The organism is Brumimicrobium mesophilum (assembly GCF_003025005.1).
GTDB lineage: Bacteria > Bacteroidota > Bacteroidia > Flavobacteriales_D > Crocinitomicaceae > Brumimicrobium > Brumimicrobium mesophilum.
In genome coordinates, this window is record NZ_PVSS01000014.1 from 63815 (window position 1) to 85793 (window position 21979).

General features: G+C 34.3%; 24 protein-coding genes. 14 read left to right on the forward strand and 10 right to left on the reverse strand.

Features of this window, described 5'->3' with window-relative positions:
• The first annotated feature begins 3 nt into the window (after positions 1-3).
• Positions 4-2124 carry a type IA DNA topoisomerase gene (locus C6368_RS14030; protein ID WP_107039854.1) on the forward strand — a complete coding sequence of 707 codons (2121 nt, stop codon included), beginning with the start codon at positions 4-6 and terminating at the stop codon, positions 2122-2124.
• 20 nt (positions 2125-2144) lie between these two features.
• Complete coding sequence (locus C6368_RS14035; RefSeq protein WP_107039855.1) at positions 2145-2813, forward strand: hypothetical protein; 669 nt, start codon at positions 2145-2147, stop codon at positions 2811-2813.
• A 179-nt stretch (positions 2814-2992) separates the two neighbouring features.
• On the opposite strand, the gene dinB is transcribed toward C6368_RS14035, so the two are convergent.
• The 3 genes from dinB to xseA are packed head-to-tail and all read right to left on the reverse strand — an operon-like array spanning position 2993 to position 5721.
• Positions 2993-4072 carry a DNA polymerase IV gene (gene dinB / locus C6368_RS14040; RefSeq protein WP_107039856.1) on the reverse strand — a complete coding sequence of 360 codons (1080 nt, stop codon included), beginning with the start codon at positions 4070-4072 and terminating at the stop codon, positions 2993-2995.
• Entirely contained in the window at positions 4065-4274 is a 210-nt protein-coding gene (gene xseB, locus C6368_RS14045) for an exodeoxyribonuclease VII small subunit (protein WP_107039857.1), read from the reverse strand. The genes dinB and xseB overlap by 8 nt, the downstream gene beginning before the upstream one ends.
• Complete coding sequence (gene xseA / locus C6368_RS14050) at positions 4258-5721, reverse strand: exodeoxyribonuclease VII large subunit (RefSeq protein ID WP_107039858.1); 1464 nt, start codon at positions 5719-5721, stop codon at positions 4258-4260. Before xseA ends, xseB begins: the two co-directional genes overlap by 17 nt.
• Before the next feature lie 283 nt (positions 5722-6004).
• Between xseA and C6368_RS14055 the strand changes: the two genes are divergently transcribed.
• From C6368_RS14055 to C6368_RS14065, 3 genes are read left to right on the forward strand one after another with little or no spacing between them, the layout of a single operon-like run.
• On the forward strand, positions 6005-6703 hold the full coding sequence (locus C6368_RS14055; RefSeq protein WP_107039859.1) for an SDR family NAD(P)-dependent oxidoreductase: 699 nt from the start codon (positions 6005-6007) through the stop codon (positions 6701-6703).
• A gap of 8 nt (positions 6704-6711) precedes the next feature.
• Positions 6712-7362 carry a TetR family transcriptional regulator C-terminal domain-containing protein gene (locus C6368_RS14060; RefSeq protein WP_159038611.1) on the forward strand — a complete coding sequence of 217 codons (651 nt, stop codon included), beginning with the start codon at positions 6712-6714 and terminating at the stop codon, positions 7360-7362.
• Between the two features lie 11 nt (positions 7363-7373).
• Entirely contained in the window at positions 7374-8690 is a 1317-nt protein-coding gene (locus C6368_RS14065; RefSeq protein WP_107039861.1) for an ABC1 kinase family protein, read from the forward strand.
• A 131-nt stretch (positions 8691-8821) separates the two neighbouring features.
• Here the strand turns inward: C6368_RS14065 and C6368_RS14070 are convergent, their stop codons facing one another.
• Both C6368_RS14070 and C6368_RS14075 read right to left on the reverse strand, forming a co-directional pair.
• The gene (locus C6368_RS14070; RefSeq protein WP_107039862.1) at positions 8822-9781 is read right to left on the reverse strand and encodes an isopenicillin N synthase family dioxygenase; all 960 of its coding nucleotides are present in this window, start codon (positions 9779-9781) and stop codon (positions 8822-8824) included.
• 129 nt (positions 9782-9910) lie between these two features.
• A complete protein-coding gene (locus C6368_RS14075; protein WP_107039863.1) occupies positions 9911-10165 on the reverse strand; it encodes a hypothetical protein in 255 nt (84 codons plus the stop codon).
• A 28-nt stretch (positions 10166-10193) separates the two neighbouring features.
• Between C6368_RS14075 and C6368_RS14080 the strand changes: the two genes are divergently transcribed.
• From C6368_RS14080 to C6368_RS14090, 3 genes are all read left to right on the forward strand, one after another.
• The gene (locus C6368_RS14080; protein ID WP_107039864.1) at positions 10194-10877 is read left to right on the forward strand and encodes a tetratricopeptide repeat protein; all 684 of its coding nucleotides are present in this window, start codon (positions 10194-10196) and stop codon (positions 10875-10877) included.
• Positions 10874-11521, forward strand: a complete 648-nt coding sequence (gene nth, locus C6368_RS14085; RefSeq protein ID WP_107039865.1) for an endonuclease III — start codon at positions 10874-10876, stop codon at positions 11519-11521. Before C6368_RS14080 ends, nth begins: the two co-directional genes overlap by 4 nt.
• A 243-nt stretch (positions 11522-11764) precedes the next feature.
• Positions 11765-12685, forward strand: a complete 921-nt coding sequence (locus tag C6368_RS14090) for a DUF58 domain-containing protein (protein WP_107039866.1) — start codon at positions 11765-11767, stop codon at positions 12683-12685.
• A 191-nt stretch (positions 12686-12876) separates the two neighbouring features.
• On the opposite strand, the gene C6368_RS14095 is transcribed toward C6368_RS14090, so the two are convergent.
• Positions 12877-13857 carry a pyruvate dehydrogenase complex E1 component subunit beta gene (locus tag C6368_RS14095; RefSeq protein ID WP_107039867.1) on the reverse strand — a complete coding sequence of 327 codons (981 nt, stop codon included), beginning with the start codon at positions 13855-13857 and terminating at the stop codon, positions 12877-12879.
• A gap of 182 nt (positions 13858-14039) precedes the next feature.
• Here C6368_RS14095 and pfkA point away from each other — a divergent pair, with 182 nt between their 5' ends.
• Positions 14040-15011, forward strand: a complete 972-nt coding sequence (pfkA, locus tag C6368_RS14100; protein WP_107039868.1) for a 6-phosphofructokinase — start codon at positions 14040-14042, stop codon at positions 15009-15011.
• Positions 15012-15107: 96 nt separating this feature from the next.
• Here pfkA and C6368_RS14105 read toward each other — a convergent pair whose 3' ends face one another.
• From C6368_RS14105 to paaE, 4 genes are all read right to left on the reverse strand, one after another.
• Positions 15108-15548, reverse strand: coding sequence for a hypothetical protein (locus C6368_RS14105; protein WP_107039869.1), 441 nt, complete (start codon positions 15546-15548; stop codon positions 15108-15110).
• A gap of 151 nt (positions 15549-15699) precedes the next feature.
• Positions 15700-16392, reverse strand: coding sequence for an SDR family NAD(P)-dependent oxidoreductase (locus C6368_RS14110; protein ID WP_107039870.1), 693 nt, complete (start codon positions 16390-16392; stop codon positions 15700-15702).
• Positions 16382-17488: a 2Fe-2S iron-sulfur cluster-binding protein gene (locus C6368_RS14115; RefSeq protein WP_107039871.1), complete on the reverse strand. Its 1107-nt coding sequence runs from the start codon at positions 17486-17488 to the stop codon at positions 16382-16384. The genes C6368_RS14110 and C6368_RS14115 overlap by 11 nt, the downstream gene beginning before the upstream one ends.
• Positions 17489-17506: 18 nt before the next feature.
• Entirely contained in the window at positions 17507-18580 is a 1074-nt protein-coding gene (gene paaE / locus C6368_RS14120; protein WP_107039872.1) for a 1,2-phenylacetyl-CoA epoxidase subunit PaaE, read from the reverse strand.
• A gap of 522 nt (positions 18581-19102) precedes the next feature.
• On the opposite strand from paaE, the gene paaA reads away from it, so the two are divergent.
• The 5 genes from paaA (at position 19103) to C6368_RS14145 (ending at position 21960) form a co-directional block, all read left to right on the forward strand.
• Entirely contained in the window at positions 19103-20056 is a 954-nt protein-coding gene (gene paaA / locus C6368_RS14125; RefSeq protein WP_107039873.1) for a 1,2-phenylacetyl-CoA epoxidase subunit PaaA, read from the forward strand.
• 32 nt (positions 20057-20088) lie between these two features.
• A complete protein-coding gene (paaB, locus tag C6368_RS14130) occupies positions 20089-20376 on the forward strand; it encodes a 1,2-phenylacetyl-CoA epoxidase subunit PaaB (protein WP_107039874.1) in 288 nt (95 codons plus the stop codon).
• 9 nt (positions 20377-20385) lie between these two features.
• Positions 20386-21144, forward strand: a complete 759-nt coding sequence (gene paaC, locus C6368_RS14135; RefSeq protein WP_107039875.1) for a 1,2-phenylacetyl-CoA epoxidase subunit PaaC — start codon at positions 20386-20388, stop codon at positions 21142-21144.
• Positions 21145-21241: 97 nt separating this feature from the next.
• A complete protein-coding gene (gene paaD, locus C6368_RS14140; RefSeq protein WP_107039876.1) occupies positions 21242-21724 on the forward strand; it encodes a 1,2-phenylacetyl-CoA epoxidase subunit PaaD in 483 nt (160 codons plus the stop codon).
• A 29-nt stretch (positions 21725-21753) separates the two neighbouring features.
• Complete coding sequence (locus C6368_RS14145) at positions 21754-21960, forward strand: heavy metal-binding domain-containing protein (protein WP_159038612.1); 207 nt, start codon at positions 21754-21756, stop codon at positions 21958-21960.
• Positions 21961-21979: the final 19 nt, after the last annotated feature.

Sequence of the window (21979 nt, forward strand, 5' to 3'; positions counted from 1 at the left end):
TCCATGAAAGTTTGCATTGCCGAGAAACCGAGTGTCGCTAAAGACATTGCTAATACTATTGGGGCTACCCAGCGTAAAGACGGTTATTATGAAGGCAATGGATATCAAGTAACATGGACTTTTGGACATCTTTGTACCTTAAAAGAACCTAGAGATTACGTTGAAGATTGGAGATATTGGAATTTAAGACACCTTCCAATGGTGCCTTCAAAATTCGGGGTAAAAGTCATCGAAGATGAAGGAATTCAACGACAATTTCATATCGTAAAAAGATTATTGGTTGCTGCAACAGAAATCATAAACTGTGGTGATGCCGGACAAGAAGGAGAAGTGATCCAACGATGGGTTTTTCTTAAATCAGGAACAAAAGCTCCAATTAAACGGTTATGGATTAGTTCCTTGACCGAAGAAGCAATTAAGGAAGGATTTGATAATTTAAAAGACAATAAACTTTTTGATAATTTATATGCAGCTGGGAGTGCTAGGTCAATTGGAGATTGGCTTTTAGGAATCAATGCAACACGATTATTCACCAAGAAATTTGCACTGCAACGACAAGTCCTTTCAATAGGAAGAGTGCAAACTCCTACCCTTGCAATGATTGTGAATCGTCATTTGGAAATTGAAAACTTTAAACCTAAGGATTATTGGGAATTGCGTACCGTATATCGTGAAACCGAATTCAATAGTGTTTTAAGTAAAATAAAAAAGCAAGAAAAAGCAGAATACGCCTTAAGTAAAATTAAGGATGAACCTTTCGAAATTACTTCATTTGAACAAAAAGAAGGTAAAGAAAAACCGCCAAGATTATTTGACTTGACAGCTTTACAAGTTGAAGCGAATAAGAAACAAGGTTATTCTGCAGACCAAACATTGAAGTTGATTCAAAGTTTATATGAAAAGAAATTAGTTACTTATCCTAGGGTTGATACAACTTATCTTCCGGATGATGTTTATCCAAAAATCCCTGGAATTTTAAAGAACTTAACTTATTATTCGGAATTAACCGCTCCATTATTGGAGAAAAAACTTCCTAAAAGTAAGCAGGTTTTTGACAATAAGAAGGTAACAGATCACCATGCGATTATTCCAACTGGAGTAAAAGTGAGTGGTGTCACAGCTGAGGAACAAAGAATTTATGACACCATAACTAGGCGTTTTATTTCAGTTTTTTATCCCGACTGTATCGTGAGTAATACAACAGTTTTAGGTGAGGTGTTAAAATTAGAATTCAAAGCTACAGGAAAGCAGATTTTATCTCCAGGATGGCGAATAGTGTATCAAAAAGACGATGCTAAATCGAAGAATAAAGATGAAAACTTGATGCCCGTGTTTGTAAAAGGGGAAAAAGGGCCGCATGAAGCAAGAATAGATCAAAAACAAACTTCACCACCAAAACCGTTCACTGAAGCAACATTATTGCGTTCGATGGAAACCGCTGGACGTCAAGTTGACAACGAAGAAGCGCGAGAATTAATGAAGGATAACGGTATTGGAAGACCTTCTACCCGAGCAAACATTATAGAAACCCTTTTTAGAAGAAGATACATTGAACGTTCGAAGAAAAATATTTTAGCTACACATACGGGAATAGATTTAATTCAAGTGATTGATAATGAAACCCTAAAATCCCCCGAATTAACTGGAGATTGGGAACGAAAGTTGAGGTTAATTGAAAAAGGAGAATATCAACCTGCACAGTTCAAACAAGAATTGATTGAAATGGTGGTGAACCTTACAAATGAAGTTCTTTTCAATACTGGAAAAAAAGCCATTCGCATTATGGATGACTCTAAAGAAGAAGAGAAAAAAGCCAAACCGAAAAAGAAGAGAGCCAAAACCATAAAAGTTGATATTACAGAATTAGAATGTCCAAGTTGTAAAAAACAAGGCTTTTTGGAAGGTAAGAAAGCTTACGGTTGCGCTCATTATAAAGAAGGTTGTAGATTTGTTATTCCTTTTGAATTTATGGGGAAAAAGTTAAGCAACAAGCAATTAAATGACTTAATAACAAAAGGGAAAACAACTAAAATAAAAGGATTTAAAAAATTAGGAAGCGAAGAAACTATTGATGGAAAATTAGAATTGACCTCTGATTTCAACGTTACTTTAAATTCCAATTAAAAAAAACAAAACATTTTACCATGATAAGAATAGCACTTTCTGTATTGACTTTAGCCGTTTTAATTTTTCTCCATAATTCAATTATCTCAACTGGACTAGAGTTTAAATTATCTTTTACTTTTTCTAAAATTCTTCCTTATATGTTAGAGTTTTTTGCGGTGTGTTTAATTATTTTTAATGTTTACCGCCAATTTTTAATGGGAACATCACTAACAATTAGGAGACTGGTGAGTATTCTTATTCTTTTTGGTGGTTCTGGAATTGCATTTGCAGTAAACCCAATCTATGAAGGTGATTTTAGTCACCAATATCGTGAAGTAGCATTATATGGTGAAAATGCAGATACATTTCAGCGTGGACTGACCATGATTGCTTTACCAGGATGTCCATTTTGCTTTGAAAAATTAGAAGAAATGAAAAGAGTTAAGGCCATTTATCCTGAACTTCCAATGTATGTTTTGGTGGTCAACGATGATGAACTTGCTGCAGAAAATTATAGAGAAGCAAGCGAAGGTATGATTGAAGTTGAACTTTTCCCAAAATCGACTTTATTGAGAAATATTGTTGGAGATGGTTATCCAAATATGATGTATAACTCAGGGAATAAAGGATCTAAATTAATTAATTGGAACAATAGTGGTTTTGGTAGTGCGAGTTGGGACTTTATACTTGAAGAGGAAGGGCTTTAGAAGTTAACCGAATTTTTTTTAACCGCTAAGGACGCAAAGGTTTCGCTGAGAGCGCCTGTGGCACTTTTTTCATTAAAACATAGGATTGCATCCTATGTTAACATACACCATCCCTTTGGGATTTTCATTTTCATACCTTGCGGCCTTTGCGAAAAACTCAGCTGCCTCTGCGGTTAAACCTACCAAATAGTCAACTGCTGAACTTCATTTTCTGATTCATCCACATCAAAAGCACTTATAGAAACTCCAATTAATCGCAATGGAACTCCTGGGACAATTGCTTCTTTCATCAATTCGGTGAGTTTTTCACGGATTTCAACCTTGTCGGTCACAAAATCGGGTTCTGTAATGGAGCGCGTGATGGTTTCGAATTCGTAATTTCTGATTTTCAATGTAACTGATCTTCCTTTTACTCCATGTTTTTCATACCGTGTCCACCATTTATCAAAGACCTGAGAGAATTTCTCATTAATATCGATTTCTCCAATCACATCTTTTGAAAAAGTCATTTCTGCTCCAACACTTTTTCTTACTCTTTCGGATTGAACTTCGCGATGATCTATTCCTCTAGCGATATCAAACAAGAATCCACCTGTTTTACCAAACAATTGTTGCAATTCCCACTTAGAATAAGGCAATAAATCTGCTCCTTTAAAAATGTCATTGGTTTTCATTTTTTCTGCGGTAACTTTCCCTACCCCAAAAAAATCCTCAATTGGAAGTTCTTCCATAAAAGTCGCTCCTTCTTCTGGAGTAATCACAAAAAGTCCATCTGGTTTGTCTTGATCTGAAGCGATTTTTGCTAAAAACTTATTGTAAGAAACTCCAGCTGAGGCAATCAAATCGAGTTCATTTCGAATGTCGTTTTTAATTTGCTGTGCAATTAAGGTGGCTGATCGCATTTCATATTTGGAATAAGTCACATCTAAAAATGCTTCGTCCAAGGAAAGTGGCTCTATGATCGATGTGTAACGACTAAATATTTCATTGATTTCTTTTGAGACAGCCTGGTATTTTTCAAAGGTAGGTTTCACGAATAACAAGGTAGGACACTTTCGCAAGGCAACACGAGAGGGCATAGCAGAACGCACGCCAAACTTTCGCGCCTCGTAACTTGCTGCAGCTATCACTCCTCTACCATCTGAACCACCAACAGCCAAAGGTTTTCCACGTAAATCTGGATTATCACGTTGTTCCACAGAAGCATAAAACGCATCCATATCAATATGAATTATTTTACGTATTTCTTCCTTACTCATTTTCGTCCTCTGGCGCTATGATTCTTTTAATATCATCTTCAGTTTTGTCTAATTTCTTACGACAGAAATCGACTAATTCTTTCGCCTCGATTACCGTTTCTGACAGATTATCGATTTTTACCTCCTTCAACTCCAAAGCCCCAACAATCTCTTTTAACCGCTGCAATGCTTCTTCGTAGGTTGTTTTATCCGTTATTTTCATGTTTTATATCTTTTTTCGTCACGATTTTACTCGTGATTAAATAATTTGAAGAAAGCGTTTTCATCTCGTCTCCTATTTTCACTTCTCTATTTTTGACGTCTTGATCATCAATAGTAGAAATCGTATAACCTGATTCCAAAATTTTCAAAGGATTTAATAAAGCCAATAATTCTTCTTGATTTCCAAAAACAATGCGTTCTCTATCAATAATCTGCTGACTCAACAATTGAACTGAAGAAAGCACTTGGCTTAAATTCACCTCTTTTTCTCTTTCGATTTTTTGTTGTGCGAAATCTGAAATTCTATCTAACAATCTCTCCAGTTGACTTCCCTCCTGCTGAACTAAACGTTGTAAATGAGAAGAAGTTCGGTGACTCAATACCGCCAAAATATCTTTCCCTTCGTACAACAAAGTCCTACTTTTCTGTAGGATTTCATATTCTTTTTCTTGGAAAGTACTGCGCCAATAATGAATCAATTCTCTACTGTAATGAGATAAATAATTGTTGTAATGCGTAAATTCTTCCTTACTTTCGCTTAACAACTGCAATGATAATTGAATAGATTTATCATGCAATTCCCGCATTATTTCCTTAAAAGAACTAATCGCATAATGAATATGTCTTGCCACAGCTGTTGGTGTAATAAAAGTAACACGGGCCACTAAATCGGACACCACCTCATCGTTTTCATGTCCAATTCCAGTTATAACTGGTAAACGTGAATTACAAATTGCTTTAGAAATTTCATAATCATCGAAAAGCGCCAAATCCATTTTACTCCCTCCACCTCTTAAAATCACAATAACGTCAGCATCATGGCGACTGGCATCTTTAATGGCAGCTACAATTTCTTTTACGGCAGCATCACCTTGAACACGCACTGGAAATTCCTTAATAACGAATTTATTATAGTCGTGATTAATCAGTAATTCCTGTTGAAAATCTCTATAACCAGAGGTATTTGGAGAACCAATCAAAGCGATGCGTTTAATAATCGTTGGCAGTCGGATTTGTTTTTGAAGATCAAAAATTTCTTCTTTCTTCAATCTTTTAATCACCTCTTGGCGTTTGCGTTCAATCTCGCCGTAAGAATATGCCGGATCAATTCCACGAATTTTTAATTTCAATCCATAAATCGTGTGAAATTCAATTTTGACATTAATCAATATTTTATTTCCTGGTTGAAGAATACCCAGTACTTCATTTAATCCAATTTGTTCAACAATATTTCTATAATTAGAAGCCCAAATCGTTGCGAAACTTCTTGCGGTTGTTGAATCATTGATACTGTCAGCTAACTCAATATAAAAATGCCCACTTTTCTGATTGATTTTTATCAACTCTGCAGTGATCCAAAAATCACGTTTCGAAAACGTATCCCAAATGTGCTTTTCGAAGGACTGATTGAGTTGCGTAAGTGAATATATTTTTCTTTGCTCAGACATTAGAATAAAGGTAGTAAGAATAATTGCGAATATTGAATTATCAATTACGAATTATTTAAAAAGATGAAAATTTGGGTTGGAATTTGATTAGGATTTCGTCAAATAAATTATTGTACAGTTTACTTTCCATAGATGGAATGTTGTAACCTAAGAATTAAAAATATCCCGAATTGATTATCAATGGAATAGTTGATAATATAACTCACTAATTACTTAGCACAAGAAATCCTAAATCTAGAACATTTCTCTTTTGACTTTGTTGTTTAAGGAAACAATTAATAGCATGAAAAACTATCTAATAATTGGAGGCTCTTCTGGAATTGGAGCTGCTGTGACAGATATATTGTCGAAAAATAACAACGCAATATTCGCGACATACAATTCTAATTCAAATAATCCAGACACTGAACTGATTAAATATCATCATTTAGATGTTTTGGATTCAGCATTTGATTTTGATTTCCTTCCTGAAATACTTGACGGTATGGTCTACTGTCCGGGTAGCATTAATCTCAAACCATTTTCGCGAATAAAGCCCGATGATTTTCTAACAGACTTCAATTTGCAGGTCAATGGTGCTATTTCTGTTCTGCAAAAAGTATTGCCACGATTAAAGAAATCAGAGTTAGCAAGTGTAATTATGTTTTCCACTGTCGCAGTACAAAATGGATTTAATTTTCATTCCCAAGTTGCGGCATCAAAGGGAGCAATAGAAGGATTAACCAGATCCTTAGCCGCTGAATTTGCTCCAAAAATTAGATTTAATGCAATAGCACCTTCATTAACTGACACAAAATTAGCAAGTAAGTTATTGAGCTCTGAAGAGAAAAAAGAAGTCAATGCAGAGCGTCATCCTATGAAAAAAATTGGAAGTGCTCAGGACATTGCAGAAATGGCCGTATTTTTATTATCGGATAAAGCAAAGTGGATTACAGGTCAAATTATCCATGTAGATGGAGGAATGTCAACTATAAAAAATTAAAAATGGAAATGGAAAAAATGAATACTAGGGATGTGATTTTAGAAAATTACACAAAATATGTCTTAACACATAATGAAAAACCAAAGAGCGTTTATGCTTTTACAGCTGACAACAATATGGAAGAAGCTGAGTTTTATAAGTATTTTGGTTCATTTAAGGCAATAGATTCCGCCGTCTTTGTTGATCTATTCAAGAACACACTCAATTTGTTATCTCAAGATGAAGATTTCCAACAAGGTGATGCAAAACATAAACTATTGAGCTATTACTTTACATTTTTCGAAATGTTGACTGCCAATAGAAGCTTGGTAACCTATATTTTACACCAAGATGAAAATAAACTCAAGGTTTTAAAAACCTTAGATGGATTAAAAGAGGAATACACTCAATTTGTAGAATCATTGGACATTAAACCAATCGACATGATCGTAGATAATTTAGCCAACGTTGTTGATAAAGGTCTATCTAAAGCTTCATACGGCCAATTGCTTTTCATTATGAAATTTTGGTTGAACGATACTTCTCCATCATTTGAGAAAACTGATGTTTTAATTGAAAAAACAATGCATGCCGGATTTGAAGTTATCAACACCAAACCAATTAATGCCTTTGTAGATTTAGGAAAGTTTTTATGGAAAGAAGGAATGGGTAAAAAATAAAATATCAGGAAATGAAATCGATAGACAAAATACCAACTTCAAAAATTCAACGGGCAACTAAAATGGCGTCCACTGGAGCGAAAATTGGTGTTAATTACTTAAAATATTACGGAGAAAAGCTGGTTGGATCCGAGGAGAAAGCAAAAGCCAAACTTGATGAATCCAATGCTTCTGATATTTATGACAGTTTAAAAAACTTGAAAGGAAGCGCCTTAAAAATGGCTCAAATGATGAGTATGGACAAGACCATGCTGCCTCAAGCTTATGTTGAAAAATTTTCCTTGTCTCAATTTTCTGTTCCTCCATTATCAGCCGCTTTGGTTAGGAAAACCTTTAAACGCTATTTTGGTAAAGACACAGAAGAACTCTTTGATAAATTCAATTTCGAAGCCATTAACGCAGCAAGTATTGGTCAAGTTCATCAAGCTGAAAAGAATGGTGAAAAATTAGCTGTAAAAATTCAATATCCGGGAGTTGCTGACAGTATTGGCAGTGATTTATCTATGGTGAAACCAATTGCCTTGCGCATGTTGAACATAAAAGCCAAGGATGCCGACCGTTATTTCCATGAAGTTGAAGAAAAATTGATGGAAGAAACGAATTACACCTTGGAATTAGAACAAAGTAATGCGGTTTCTAAAGCATGTAGACACATTCCAAATTTACATTTCCCTCGATATTATGGTGAATTGTCAAACGATAAAATCTTGACAATGGATTGGATGGAAGGTGTTCAAATTTCTGAATTTTCTAAAAATAACAACTCACCAGAAAAAGCGAATAAAATAGGACAAGCTCTTTGGGATTTTTATATGTATCAAATCCACATCGTTAGAAAAGTACATGCAGATCCTCATCCTGGGAACTTTATGGTTTCGCCAAATGATGAGTTGATAGCTATTGATTTTGGATGCATGAAAGAAGTGCCAGAAGATTTTTATTTTCCTTATTTTGAATTAACTAAACCTGAAATATTAAATAACCCAACTTCATTCGAAAAACAATTATATGCTTTGGAAATTTTGAAAGAAACCGATTCAGAAAAGGAAAAAGTATTTTTCTCACAAATTTTTAAAGAACTTTTGGGATTGTTTGCTCTGCCATTTCATCATGAAGAATTTGATTTTTCTGACCCAACATTTTTCAATCAAATTGCAAATATGGCCGATAAATTTTCAAAAGATGATGCATTAAGAAAAGTAGATGCCGGAAGAGGTTCCAAACATTTTATTTATATCAACAGGGCCTTTTTTGGATTGTATAGTTTAATGAATGAATTGAAATCGAATAAAATTGTGGTGAATAATTATTTATCATTTGAAGAATGATTGGAAGAGAATTAATCGCGGAGGTTTTGCAGAGTACGATTGCAAAACGTCCGTACAAAAGCAAAAAAAGCGAAATCAATTGACTTCGCTTTTTTATAATTCGTAATTTATAATTATTAATTCGTAATTATCTATTTAATAAGTCCGATTTCTCTTAATCGTTCCATTAAATATTCTCCTCCAGTAATATCTTCATAAGCTTTCGGGTTTTCTTCATCGATGCAAGAAGGTAGGCAGTTTAATGGCATTTCTGATCTTGGATGTAAGAAGAAAGGCACAGAATATCTGCTTGTTCCTAAATTTTCCTTAGAAGGATTAATCACACGGTGAGTTGTAGATTTTAGTTTATTGTTTGTTAAACGTTGTAACATATCCCCAACATTTACAACAATATGATCTTGAATAGATGTTACAGAAACCCATTCGTTTTGTTTATTCAATACTTGAAGTCCATCTGCAGAAGCACCAACTAAAAGTGTAATTAAATTGATGTCTTCATGTTCACCTGCTCTCACTGCTCCCTCTTCAATATCACCTAAAATTGGTGGATAATGAATAGGACGTAAAATACTATTTCCATTGTGAATATGTTCATTAAAATAGTTTTCATCTAATCCTAAATGAAGTGCAATCGCCCTTAACAAATGTCTTCCTGTATCTTCAAAAGCTTTATATGAAGCTTTTCCAACTTTCAAAAAATCAGGTTGTTCTTCAACATTTACATTCTCAGGATATTGTTTGCCAATCGGATCATTGTCTTCAACGAACTGACCAAAATGCCAAAACTCTTTTAAATCTCCAGCTGTTTTTCCTTTGGCGTGTTCCGTTCCAAAAGGTGTGTAACCTCGCTGACCTCCTATTCCTGGAATATTGTATTTATTTTTAATGGCTTCATCTTGACCAAAGAATTCTTCCATTTGAGCATAAAGATTATCAATTAAATCTTTTGAAATACCATGATTTTTAACTGCTACGAAACCAATGTCTTCATATGCTGTACCTAATTTATTTATAAAGTCTTGTTGTTGTTTTTCATCACCTGATAAAAATTCAGATAAATCAACAGAAGGAATACCTTGTGGATTGCTCATAATTTCTTTGTTTTAAACAAAAATAATAATATTTCTCTTAACAGAATTATAGTTTAAAGTATTGAGATGAGCTTAGAAAAACTAGATCCTGTCCACTCTATATTGAATACTCAATACTGTTTTCCAAACTCACTTCTGATTTAAAACATATTCCTTCGCGGCTTCGTATTGTATTTCGAACTCAGCTTCTTCGCTCATCTGGTACATTTCCATCTCTGAAGCAAGCATATCCTGAATTTGAAGTTGCTCAAAATACTTTTTTGCATGAACAACATGAATTAAAAAGCGTTTACCTACCAACTGAACTTCTTCAAATGTAGTAAAAGACGTAACTTTGTAAAAAGACTTATTGTCAAAACGTTTTCTATATTGGGGAAAGTCCATAATTTTGTATCATAAATTTAGAACACAAATGTATATTAATTCGGAACATAAAAAAGCACAAGAGTTATTGGATGAACAAAAGTTTGAAAAATCTTTGCTTGCATTTAACAACGCTTTAGAATTAAATCCTAACCATCCAGACATTCTTTCTCACAGAGGAGTTCTCTATTTACACATGAATGAGAAGAAAAAGTGTCTTGACGACCTTGAATTATCACTTAGATTAGACGATGGTTATGGATATCGCTATGCTGCATTGGCGTATGCACAAGATTACTTTGGTGATTTAGACAAAGCAATAGAATTATACGAAAAGGCCGTTCAAGTTGATCCAGATGATGCTGTAGCATACAATAACTTAGGATTGTTGATGGAAAAAAGAGGTTATCAACAAAAAGCCAAAGAAAATTTTGAGAGGGCAGATAAATTATCTCAAATTGAAGACGGTATGCTTGATAAAATGGAAGAATTAGAAAGAATTGAAGAAAATTTCCACATTAATAAAAGTGAGTCAAAAAATGACGAGAAAAAACCAGAAAATCCTCTTCCAAAACCTGGTACTCAATTAAAGGGTGAACCTTTGCAACCCACTAAAATAAAAACAGATCCACCAAAAACTTTTGGGTCGGTTTCAAAAGATTTGGTAACTGACAAAACTGTATTTAAAGAGTTTATAGCTTTTATAAAAAATGGATTTAAATTAAAAAAATGACCAAAAAAGAAAAGGCCAAATTTATAATGGAAGAGTTGGATAAAGTGTACCCTACTACTCCAGTTCCACTAGATCACAAAGATCCTTTTACTTTATTAATTGCTGTACTTTTATCGGCACAATGTACAGATGTGCGTGTGAATCAAATTACACCTTATCTATTTGCAAAGGCTGATAATCCTTACGACATGGTAAAACTTTCTGTTGAAGAAATCCGTGAAATTATTAAGCCATGTGGATTATCACCTCGAAAATCTAAAGCAATTCATGAATTATCACAAATTCTAATTGACAAGCATGACGGAATTGTTCCTGACAATTACGAAGATTTAGAATTTTTGCCTGGTGTTGGACATAAGACAGCGTCAGTTGTCATGTCACAAGCTTTTGGTTATCCTGCGTTTCCTGTCGACACGCATATCCATAGATTATTGTACCGTTGGGGAATTACAAATGGGAAAAACGTGACACAAACCGAAATTGATGCCAAGAAGATATTTCCAGAGGAGCATTGGAATAAATTACACTTGCAAATTATATTTTACGGTAGAAGTCACTCTCCAGCACGTAGTCCGAAATTAAGTGTGGATTACATTACCGAGGCAATTGGAACAAAAAAGGTACTGAAGGATTATAAGCCATAAATAATTATTAGTGGTTAATTATTTATGGTTAGCGCCCAGAATTACGAATTTTAAGGCTTGTACTTCACTAAATTGTGTTGATCGTTTTATCGAATTAAATTAACGAAGAAATCAAATCAATTAGAAACTAGATTTATGAAACATCATTTCTAACATTTATTAATAATTGTTTTACTCTGAATGTTTCAAAATTATTCGTAATTCGTAATTATTTCATTCATAATTAATCCTTATATTTCGCTCATGGCAGAACAAATTCAACGTGAATATTTAGAACAGTTTGGAAATCTTGAGGTCCTTGCAAAACAAATTGTTGAAGGCTTTATTACTGGACTGCATAAAAGTCCTTTTCATGGGTTCTCCGTTGAATTTGCAGAACACCGATTGTACAACACTGGAGAATCCACAAAACATGTAGATTGGAAACTGTTTGCCCGAACAGATAAACTTTTTACAAAAAAATACGAGGAAGAAACCAATTTACGTTGTCAGTTCGTTTTGGACACATCTAGTTCTATGTACTTTCAGCACGATGATAATTGGTCGAAGTTAAAATACAGTATTTACGGAATCGCATCATTAATGGAATTATTAAAACGCCAAAGAGATGCTGTTGGACTATCGCTTTTTACGGATAAATTAAATTTACATACAGAGAATAAATCCTCTAATACACATCACCGCTATATTTTTTCAGAATTAGAAAAGCTTCTTCATAATTACGAAGCCAAAGAAGCGAAAACAACTGAAGCCGTTCAAGTTTTACATGACATTGCAGAACTTTGTAAACGTCGTAGTTTAGTTGTTGTATTTTCTGACATGTTAAACGACCCTGAAAATAAGGACAAACTTTTTGAAGCGCTTCAACATTTAAAGCACAACAAACATGAAGTAATTTTATTTCACGTAGTTGACAAAGAAAAGGAGATTGACTTCCAATTTGAAAATCGTCCTTACACTTTAGTTGACATGGAAACTGGAGAACAAATGAAATTATTACCTGGTGAAATAAAAGAACATTACATAGAGCAAGTCGGAGAATATTTCAAGGAGTTAGAGCAAAAATGCGGTGCTTATGGCATTGAATTTCATGAATTAGACACCAATCAACCATTAAATGAACTATTAGTTCAGTTTTTGAATAAACGTGGGAAAATGCGTTAATTGAATTGAAAATTCATAATTGAAAATTCAAACATTCAAGGGTTCAACACCATCCGGAGATGCAATGTAGGGACGTTTGCAAAACGTCCGTAATCATTGTTTCAACCATTTTAAATTGGTAATTATCCCCTTTTGTGAAAAAAAAGCCCCAACATTTCTGCTGAGGCTTCCTTAAAATATATTTTAGAATTCTAGTTCTTATACATAGTTGCTTTTACCGCTTTGATAATTCTATTCACATTTGGTAATGCTTCTTCCATCAATGGCGGAGAGAATGGGAATGGAGTATCAGATTGCGTAACTCTCATCACAGGAGCATCAAGATAATCGAATGCATAACGCTGTAAATGATAAGCTATTTCAGAAGAAATTGAAGCTAATGGCCAAGATTCTTCAACCACCACACAACGGTTAGTTTTTTTGATTGATTCAACCACAGTATCATAATCGATTGGTCTTACAGTACGCAAATCAATTACTTCAACTAAGATTCCTTCTTTCTTTAATTCTTCAGCTGCTTTAAATACTTCTTTGATTATTTTACCAAAAGTTACAATAGTAACATCTTTACCTTTTGATTTAACATCAGCAACTCCGATTGGAATAAGGTATTCTCCTTCTGGAATTTCACCTTTATCACCATACATTTTCTCAGATTCCAAGAAAACGATTGGACTTTCGTCACGAATTGCAGATTTTAATAATCCTTTTGCATCTGCAGGGTTTGAAGGAGTAACAACTTTAATACCTGGTACATGTGCATAGAATGATTCAAATGCCTGTGAATGCGTAGCTGCTAACTGTCCAGCTGTTCCATTACCACCTCTAAAAACAATAGGACAATGGTATTGACCACCAGACATTTGTAACATTTTTGCAGCACTATTAATAATTTGGTCAGCTGCCAAAATAGCGAAGTTCCATGTCATGAACTCTACAATTGGACGCAAACCGTTCATTGAAGCACCTACTGCTATACCTGTAAATCCAAGTTCAGCAATCGGAGTATCAATAACTCTTCTGGCTCCAAACTCGTCTAACATTCCTTGTGAAACTTTATATGCACCATTATATTCGGCAACTTCTTCTCCCATTAGGAATACATTCTCATCACGACGCATCTCTTCTGACATCGCTTCCCTAAGGGCTTCTCTAAATTGAACTGTCTTCATTATTAAGTCTAATATTTTCCTTTTTAATAAAAGTAAATTTAACGTGGGTAAAACTAAGAATTTTTGCGTTGAACCTTAAAGAATCATCATCTTTTTTCTGTAAATAATCTAAGGTTAAGCGGAAACAGTTATTTTTACTATTCATAATTTAGATCCATAAATCAAATAACATATAATACATCATGAAAAAGATAGGACTACTTACATCGGGTGGTGACGCTCCAGGAATGAATGCAGCTATACGTGCAATTACAAAAACTGCAATGCATTTTGGGATTCAAGTTGTTGGTATCCGAGATGGTTTTGAAGGCTTGATGGAAGGTCGATTCATTAATATGAAATACACCGATGTTGATAATATTATCCAACGTGGAGGAACAATTTTAGGTTCTGCCCGAAGTCTAGAATTTAAAGACAAAGAAAAACGGAAACAGGCACTAGAAAATGTGATTGAAGCCGGAATTGAAGGTTTGATTGTAATTGGAGGTGATGGATCCTTTCGTGGTGCTCATGTACTAGCACAAGAAGTAAATATACCTGTTATTGGTATCCCAGGAACAATTGACAATGATTTATATGGAACAGAAGCGACGATTGGATATGATACAGCTTTGAACACAATTGTAGCGGCCGTAGACAAAATTCGTGATACTGCATCTTCCCATAAACGTATCTTCTTTGTGGAAGTTATGGGTCGAGATTCGGGATTCCTGGCTTTAAACTCCGCCATTGCATCAGGAGCTGAATCGGTCTTAATTCCAGAAACAATTACCGATATTGAAGCAATTGCCAATCAAATAAAATCTCAAAACAAAGGACGCAGAAGTAGTATTATCATAGTTGCAGAAGGAGATGAAGAAGGAGGTGCAATGGACATTATGCGAAAAATAAAACCTCATCTCGAAGACTTCGAACTAAGAACTACAATTTTAGGTCACATCCAAAGAGGTGGTTCTCCCTCCTATTTTGACAGAGCTTTGGCTACACGCTCAGGAATAAAAGCTGTTGAATTATTATTAGCTGGGGAAACTGAAAAAATGGTAGGGATTAAAGCAGATGAAATGATTACCATTGACTTAATAGACGCAATTGAAAAAAATGCAACTCCAAAAGTGGAAAGAGAAGAACTTTTAGCAAAACTTCTTACCAAATAATTTTTGATGATTTTATTTTTTTTTGCAGTCAACCTATAAATATTGGATACCGTAGGCCAGTATTAAAAAGGTAACAATCTGCATCCAACATGATCGTTAATCTTCTAGCAAATCAACTGGTTCAATAATTTTCACATCGGGTAAATTATTTTCAATAAACGCAATTCCTTTTTCTGCATTACCCTTTAAATTCGGAAGATGTAAAATGATTTTTTGGTCATTTTGAACATTAAATTCAATTGCTGAAATCCCAATTCCTGATTTATTTATTTTGATGCTTTGAATCTCACTTTTAGAAATCGAAATGTCATCATAAATAATTGTCTCCTTTTCTACTTTAAGAATTACAGATTTACGTGCAAATATTTGAGCCAAAATTAATGTAATGGTCAGTAATATTAATCCCAGAAATATAACAGCATATTGATGTCCTCCGTACATTTGAATGAGAACAGGAATTAACATCCACATTGGAGAAAGTAAAGCAATAAAAAGATAGAGCTTCTTTAATTGAATAGAATACAGTTGAATGCTCATAATTAATTTTTAATTATCAATAGTCAATTGTTCGCGAAATTGAGCTTCAAATAATACGACAAACGCTTTCAGCTTTCATATTGATATTCTACAAGATTACACCATCCGAACAGTTAAACCCACAATTAACTTAAGTGTAATTCGCAATCAATTAAGGCGTAGTTGAACTCACTGGTAAAACTTTACCATTAAAGAATTTCGGGGCATTGTAAGCAAAATCAACAATATACTCAGCCATTTCAGAAGCAGAAATTGGCGCCTTTAATCCAGGGAAAGCTTCCTCTAACATTTCGGTTTGAGTTGCTCCCAAGCACAAACAATTCATTTTGATTTTTGTGTCTTTATACTCCTCAGCAAAAAGTTCTGTAAAACTAGTTATTCCAGACTTAGAGGTCGAGTAAGCAGATAATCCAGGGAATTTCACACTACCTTGAAAAGCGCCCATTGTTGAAATATTCACAATGTGACCACCTTTCTCTAACATTTTACTCACCATAAATTGTGTGGCATGCATCACTCCTATGGCATTGGTTTGATAACATGCATTAATGTCTGCTCTCGATAATTCAAGAAAAGGCTTGTTGACCAATTTCCCTGCGTTATTTACTACAATATCAACCATAGGAAATTGATCTAGCGTTTTTGCCATGTCAACATGCAAATTCTCAGACATCAAATCGATGAATCCACTGTGAATATTTTCAGCTTGGAAATTTGATTTCATCGCTTCAATATTCCTTGATAAAGCAATAACAGTATTTGACTTTTCTTTCGCAAATTGAACAACCAATTCTTTCCCAATCCCCCTACTCGCGCCAATAACAACAATTACCTTATTCGTCATAACTTACAATTAATTCTTCGCTATTTGGATGTGCTTGACAAGTCAAAATGTAACCTTCCTCTACTTCTTTATCAGTTAAAGAATAGTTTTGATCCATAGTTGCAGAACCTTTCAATATTTTCGCTTTACAAGTACAGCAAATTCCACCACGACAAGAATAAGGTGCATCTATTCCATGTCCCTCAGCTTCTTTCAATACTGTATCGCCATCAGAAGCCAAATCGAAATGCTCTTCTTCCTCATCAAGAATTACGGTTACTTTTGATATTCCAGTGAAATTAGAAACGACAGCCTTTTTAACTGGTTCCATTAATACCGGAGTAGTAAATAATTCATAGAACATTTTATCATCTGAAACTCCAAATTTCTTTAATGCATTTTGCGCATTAATAATCACTGGTTCTGGTCCACATAAGTAGAATCCATTTGACTTTAAGATATCTAAATCACTTTTGATGATTTCAGTAATCACTTCTTCGGTCATCATTCCGTGTAAGAATCCTTCTTTTTCCTGTTCAGAGAAAATATGAGTAGTTTTTACTTTTTCTGGCGATAATAAACTAATTTCTTCCTCGAACATAATGGATTTGTCATTTCTATTGGCATAGAATAAGTTCAAATGACCTTCCTTCGTGTTGTTTATTAGTTTTGCTATAGATAGCACAGGAGTAATTCCACTTCCGGCAGCAAAGGCAACATAATCACCTTCAACTTTAGCCATTTTAAAATTCCCCATTGGGAAACCTACTTCAATTTCATCTCCAACTTTAGCTTCATCATTAAAAAAAGATGAAACAATTCCTTTTTCCACCTTTTTAATTCCAATGGCCAAAGGTTCGTTCACATCACTACAAATAGAATATGAGCGATTTTCAGCTTTACCATTGATATTCATCTTAAGGTTCAAATATTGACCAGGTATGTAATTATACTTTAAAGTCAAGTTCTCAGGAACCTCAAAAATAACCTTTACAGCATCATCGGTTAAGCGATCGATTTGCTTAATTTTCAGTACAGCACTTGTTTGTACCTTTTTATCTTTCTTACTGGTATCGGTCTCTTTTTTACCCCCAAACATTTTTTTAAACAAACTCATAATCTAACTTTATAATAATTATTCATCAAAAGAAACCACTAAAGTTTCACTAACTGGATGTGCTTGACAAGTCAAAATATATCCTGCTTCCACTTCATCCTTTTCTAGGGCATAATTAACATCCATACGTGCTTTACCTTCTAAAACTTTTGCCTTACAAGTACAACACACACCTCCTTTACATGAAAAAGGAACATCTCCACCTGCTTTAGCTGCAGCATCAAGAATACTTTCACCCTCACTGTCCAAATTCAACAGAATTTCTTCTCCATCGAGAATTACCTTAATATTAGCATCAACCTTATCAGCTGAAACCATATTCGGTAAAGGTTTCTTTTGTGTTTGTGTAGGAGAAGTAAACAATTCAAAATGAACTTTCTTTGGATCAAAACCAGCTTCTTCAAAAACATCTTTCACAGCATAAATTGTTGGTTCAGGACCACACACAAAAACTTCGTCTGTATCTTGACCTTCCAAAACAGCTTTATAAATTAGCTCAATCTGATTTTTATCCAATAAACCTTCCTGCAGTTTATTTCCAATTTTTTCACTACTAAATACATGCATCAAACTAAATTTGTCCATGTAGCGATTTTTTAATTCTTCCAATTCATCACGGAAAATAATGTGATCAACACCACGATTTCCATAGATTAAAGTAATGTGACTTTTTTTAGCAGTGTGTAAAATTGTTTTAATCAATGACATTACAGGAGTAATTCCACTTCCTCCGGCAAAAAACACAAATGATTTATCTGTATTTTCATCAATATCTGCAGTAAAGGTTCCCATTGGAGTCATCACTTCGATTTCTTCACCTACCTTCAATTCGTCATTGGCAAAGGATGAAAACTTTCCGAGCACCATTTTTTTCACGGCAACACGCAACTCATTTTCCTGAAGACCAGTACATATCGAATAAGACCTTCTAATATCTTCACCATCAATTGTGGTTCTAAAAGTCAGGTATTGACCTGGAGTATATTTATAATTATCTGCTAATTCAGTTGGAACTGATAAAGCAATCGATACGGCATCGTTAGTTTCCTGACGAATGTCCTTAATTTTTAAAGTGTGAAATCTTGGATTCATAATTTTCAATTTCTATGCTTACAAATTTAACAACTAAGCTGCATTATACACTAAAACACTCAATTTATTTGTAAGTGATTAAATATTCTAAAACTAGTTTTCCTTCTAAACGAAGTTAATTTCATCAATTCACCTGAATTATTAAAATTTATTTTTCACCCCTATTTATTTGAAATTGAACAATATGACTATACACCTCCAAGCATTATAATAACCAATAAGTAATACATACGCAAAGGTTAAGAACTTAACGAAAATAATTCTACAGATTTAAAGCCAATTTTCTTGGATTCCGACGTTAAAAATCATATCTTAAACTGAACAAAAATTATCATTAGCATATATGAACTTCATATTCGGAGTCATTTTACAAGGTTAAAACATTAGAAGCTTAACTTGTAATGTTTACAAATAGTATTCAATCTAAAAGTAGAATCAAATAACAGCACCTTAAATGGTAAAAAATTTATAAATTTGTAGAGAGTGTTTTTTAAATAAAACATTGCTCAAAAAACTAATAACATGGAAAAAGAAAATTTAGAAGCATTAGACAGAAATTTTCAGGACAAGATTGATCGCGAGATTAGAATTGAACCTAAAGATTATATGCCTGACGCATACCGAAAAACCTTAATTCGTCAGATATCACAACATGCCCATTCGGAAATTGTAGGACAACTTCCAGAAGCAAACTGGGTTACTCGTGCACCAAACTTGAGAAGAAAAGCTGTTTTATTGGCTAAAATTCAAGATGAAGCTGGACATGGATTATATTTATACAGCGCAGTGGAGACTTTAGGAGCAGATCGTGAAGACACCATTGATGACTTGAATGAAGGTCGAGCTAAATATTCAAGTATTTTCAATTACCCAACATTGTCTTGGGCTGATATGGGAATGGTTGGTTGGTTAGTTGATGGTGCTGCTATAATGAATCAAGTTCCTCTTTGTAGGTGTTCATATGGACCATATGCTCGTGCAATGGTACGTGTATGTAAGGAAGAATCGTTTCACCAACGTCAAGGATTTGAAATCGTTACTCAGTTAGCGAATGGAACTCCAGAGCAAAAGGAAATGGCTCAAGAGTCATTGAATAGATGGTGGTGGCCAGCGTTAATGATGTTTGGTCCTAATGATGCAGACTCTACGCACACTGCACAATCGATGGCTTGGAAAATCAAAAGAAACACCAATGATGAATTAAGACAAATGTTTGTGGATGCAACTGTTCCACAAGCAGATTTAATTGGATTAAAAATTCCAGATAAAGATCTTAAATTCAACGAAGAAACTGGTCATTATGACTTTGGTGAAATCGATTGGGATGAATTTTGGCAAGTAGTTAAAGGATATGGACATTGTAACAATGAACGTGTAACTGCTCGTAAAAAAGCCAAGGAAGATGGAGCATGGGTCAGAGAAGCTGCGAATGTTTATGCTGAAAAAAGAGCTCAACGAAATAAAAAAGTTTCTTAATTGAACTTTACAAATATTTAAGACAAACAATTATGAGTAAAAAAGAATGGCCACTTTGGGAAGTTTTTATCCGAAGTAAACAAGGATTAAGTCACAAACATGCAGGTAGTCTAAGAGCTGCAGATGCTGAAATGGCAGTAAACAATGCACGCGATGTTTACACACGAAGAAGTGAAGGAATTAGTATTTGGGTTGTTGAATCAGTTAATGTTGTAGCCTCAGATCCTTCTGAAGCAGGACCAATGTTTGAACCAGCAAATTCGAAAGCATACCGTCACCCAACTTTTTATGAAGTGCCAGAAGGAATTAAACACATGTAAGCCAAGAAAATGACAAAACAAGAAGCATTATTTGAATTTTTACTGCGAAAAGCAGATGACAGTTTGATACTTGGACATCGTCTCTCTGAATGGTGCGGACATGGACCAATACTAGAAGAAGATATTGCATTGACAAACATTTCACTTGATTTAATTGGTCAGGCAACAGAACTTTATAAATACGCAGCCGAAGTTGAGGGTAAAGGAAGAACCGAAGATGATTTGGCTTTCTTACGTATCGAAAGAGAATACAAAAACGTATTGCTTGTCGAGCAGGTAAATGGAGATTTCGGGAAAACTATTGTTCGTCAATTTTTCTTTGATCACTTTGAACACTTATTGTATGAAGGTTTAATGAACAGTAAAGACGAAAGAATTTCTGCGATTGCAACCAAGACAATTAAGGAAATAAAGTATCATATTAGACATTCAAGTGAATGGGTCATTCGATTAGGTGATGGAACTGAAGAGTCACATAACCGTGTACAAGCATCCGTTACCGATTTGTCGCGTTATATGAACGAATTATTTTATCAAGACGAAGTCGATGAAACTTTGATAAAGGAAGGAATTATTCCAGATGTTAAGGATTTCAGAGTTGAATATGAAAACAATATTGAAAAAATACTTGAAGAAGCAACCTTGAGTTTGCCAGAAGAAAAATGGCAATTGTCGGGTGGTAGAAAAGGAGTTCACTCAGAGCATTTAGGGTATTTGTTAACTGAATTGCAATATATGCAAAGGACTTATCCAGGGATGGAATGGTAGAATCACTTACGAATTACGAATGTTTGAACTACGAATTATTTCGTAATAAGCTGAACTCAACAATTCGTAATTCGTAATTTAATAATTCGTAATTAATATGACAGAGGAAGATATTTGGGGAATGTTAGAGGACGTTACGGATCCTGAAGTTCCTGTATTGACTGTTGTGGACCTTGGAGTTGTACGTGATGTTTTATTTGTAAGCGATAACCATTGGAAGATAATCATTACTCCAACTTATACTGGTTGCCCTGCAATGCAAGTAATTGAAGAAGATATCAAAACAAGGTTAGCCAAGGAAAATATTACTGTTGATGTTGAATTAGTTCTTTCTCCAGCTTGGACCACAGATTGGTTAAGTGAAAATGGTCGCAGGAAATTGGAAGAATATGGAATCACTCCTCCACAAGATGAAGGAGATAAATCTGTTCTTTTTGGAGAAAAACCTGTGATTCCTTGTCCTTTGTGTAAATCTAAAAATACGCGTTTGGTTTCACAATTTGGTTCGACGGCTTGCAAAGCACATTACCAATGTAATGAATGTCAAGAGCCTTTTGATTATTTTAAATGTTTGAAGTAAGTAATTAATTAATATACAAAATTATGAAAATGATGAAAATTTTAACAGCTACAGGAATGTTTTTCCTAGGAGGAATGATGTTTACTGCATGTGGTTCAGAAGGTACCAATGGACAAGAACAAACAGCTGAAAAAGAAGTTTACCAATGCCCTATGGACTGCGAGGATGGAAAAACATATGATCATGAAGGTCAATGTCCACTTTGCGAGATGGATTTGAAGAAGATTGATGCATAATGATATTGGATTTTAGGGG